Origin of the sequence: Actinospica durhamensis (assembly GCF_018139695.1) — a bacterium.
In the GTDB taxonomy this organism is placed as follows: Bacteria; Actinomycetota; Actinomycetes; order Streptomycetales; family Catenulisporaceae; genus Actinospica; species Actinospica durhamensis.
Genome location: NZ_JAGSOG010000499.1, coordinates 1 through 2,598, shown reverse-complemented (window position 1 = coordinate 2,598; position 2,598 = coordinate 1). Strand labels below are relative to the sequence as shown.

The 2,598-nt window shown below is 66.6% G+C and carries 1 protein-coding gene and 1 pseudogene; both read left to right on the top strand.

Translation table 11 applies throughout. The annotated features are described in order from the left end of the window. Nucleotides 1-459 precede the first annotated feature (459 nt). Nucleotides 460-1,434, top strand: coding sequence for an aldo/keto reductase (locus KDL01_RS40395; protein WP_212534012.1), 975 nt, complete (start codon nucleotides 460-462; stop codon nucleotides 1,432-1,434). Between the two features lie 968 nt (nucleotides 1,435-2,402). Beyond that, nucleotides 2,403-2,598 (top strand): annotated as a pseudogene (locus KDL01_RS40390) (MFS transporter); the annotation flags it as partial.

Here is a 2,598-nt window from a genome sequence, read left to right as displayed (position 1 = left end):
CCCGTCGCCCGTCGCCCGTCGCCCGTCGCCCGTCGCCCGTCATCGGCCCCCCGTTACCCCTCGCCCGTCATCGGCTATCCGCCTTTGGCCATCTGTCTTCCGTTCTCCATCCCCTCCTCGTTTGCGCTTCAGTAGCGGTATGCCCGGAGCGAGCCGGGAACCCAGGTATTGGTGTAGTTCACTGCATAATCATTTCAAAGTCATTTGAGATCAATATGTGCCGTCTCGGCTGGCTGCCTATCCGAGACTGACTGACGGGGTGTCGGCGGGCGGACCGGAGGGGCATCGTCCATGGTCTGAGGCCCCGCCTGTCTATGATCACCAACAAGCCTCGCGCGCTGGTAGTTCCCACCTGTTTCCCTCAATCTCCGTATTCTGCTCTCGGCAGAATACGGCTGGCGTGGCATCAATTTCGGCTGCCTGGGGAACACAGCCCCTGGCCGGTCCGTTGATCACGACATGGAATACGTGAAACTCGGATCGACCGGCCTCGAGGTGTCCCCGATCGCGTTGGGCTGCATGAGCTTCGGCGACCCTGCGCGTGGCGGTCACGCGTGGGTCGTGCTGGAGCCGGAGGCGCGCGGTTACATCCAGCGTGCGCTCGAGGCCGGCGTGAACTTCTTCGACACCGCCAACTCATACTCCGGCGGCTCCAGCGAGGAGATCATCGGCCGCGCCCTCAAGGACTTCGCAGACCGCGACGAGGTCGTGATCGCCACCAAGGTGTACTTCCGGAACAGGAAGGGGCCCAACGGCGGAGGTCTCTCCCGCAAGGCGATCCTCGCCGACGTGGACCACAGCCTGCGCCGCCTTGGCACCGACTACATCGACCTCTACCAGATCCATCGGTTCGACAAGACGACGCCGATCGAGGAGACGCTTGAGGCGCTGCACGACGTGGTCAAGGCGGGCAAGGTGCGCTACCTCGGCGCTTCATCCATGTACGCCTGGCAGTTTACGAAAGCCCTTTATCTGCAGAAGCAGCATGGTTGGGCACAGTTTGTAAGCATGCAGAATCACTACAACCTGCTCTACCGCGAGGAGGAGCGGGAGATGCTCCCGCTGTGCCGCGAGGAGGGCATCGGCGTCATCCCGTGGAGCCCGCTCGCCCGCGGCCGACTTACCCGCGACTGGGCCGAGGACTCCCAGCGGCAGAACACCGACCGGTTCGCGACCCACCTGTACCAGGAGGGCGACCGCGCCATTGTCGAAGCAGTCGCCAGCATCGCCGCCAAGCGCTCCATCCCCCGCGCCCAGGTCGCACTGGCCTGGCTCGCGAGCCGCCCAGGTGTGACCGCGCCGATCGTGGGCACCAGCAAGCCGCACCATCTCGACGACGCACTGGCCGCGCTGGAAGTGCGGCTGAGCCCTGAGGAGGTGGAGGAACTCGAGACGCCATACACACCACACGAGGTCTCCGGCATCGAGGTCTGAGACTGGCCCTGGCGTGGGCAATACCGGCCACGTCAGCGAGACCGGAGCCAGTGACGGCGATAGCGGCCCTGGTGCCGTCACAGGCTCTGGCTCTGGCCCGGGCCTTGGCCTCAGTGGCGGCCTCAGTGGCGGCGACGGTGACAGCGTCGCCGCTGCCGCTGCCGCTGCCGCTGCCGCTGCCGCTGCCGCTGCCGGTGCCACTTGCAGTGTCGGTCCTGGTCTCGAGCCTCGTCGCGATCCGGGCGCCGGGGTCGGCGTCGGCGGGGAGACGGGCATGGGCATCGGCAACGGTGAGGTTGACGGAGGCGAGGTCGACGGAGCCAGCGCGGGTGGCGGTGACCGTGGCGGCGTAGACAGTGTTGGCGTGTCTGCGTCCGCGCAGGGCGTTGACCCGGCGTCGCCGTCCGGACTTGGACGCAACTCTGTGTCTGAGTCCGTGGGCGAGAGTGCGCGCGCGTCTTCGGTCAGTTCCGCTGGCCTCGGTGTCGGTGTCGGTGTCGGTGTCGGTGTCGGTGTCGGTGTCGGTGTCGATGCGCACGCCGAGGCGGACGCGGGTCCCGATGCTCCGACGGACTCAGGGCCTGTTGCCGGCCTTGCGCCGCCCGTGTCTGGGTCTGCGCCCGTGCCTGGGTCTGCAGCCGGGCCTGCGTTCGCATCTCGGGCCGCGCCTGCGGCCGAGGCTGGGGCTGGGGATGTCTTCGTGCCTGCATCCGCATGCAGGGCAGAAGAGGCGTTTGTCCCTGCGGTCGAGGTCGAGGTCGAGGTCGAGGTCGAGGTCGAGTTTGAGGCTGGGATGAGGATGCGTACATGCCTGCGCCCGTATCTGGGACTGAGGATGCGGTCGTCTCTGCCGCTGAGGTTGGGGTTGGGCTGGGGCTGGAGCCAGGGCTGGCGCTGACGATGGGTACGTGCCTGCGTCCTCATCTGAGACAGAGTAGGGGTTCGACCATGTGGCTGCGGGTGGGGCTATGACCGAGCCTGAGGTTGGGGACGGGACTGGGGTTGATGCTGCGGCTGAGTCTGGGGACGAGGTGGCAGCGACTCCGTTGTGGCGGAATCGCGATTACGCCGGGTGGTGGCTCAGCTCACTGATTTCTTCGCTGGGCAGCTCGATGTCGCAGATCACCTATCCGCTGCTGATGCTCTACGCGACGGGGTCGGTGG

Excerpts from the sequence above, each read along its gene's own strand:
- KDL01_RS40395 (WP_212534012.1), top strand. The coding sequence starts at position 460 with ATGGAATACGTGAAACTCGGATCGACCGGCCTCGAGGTGTCCCCGATC.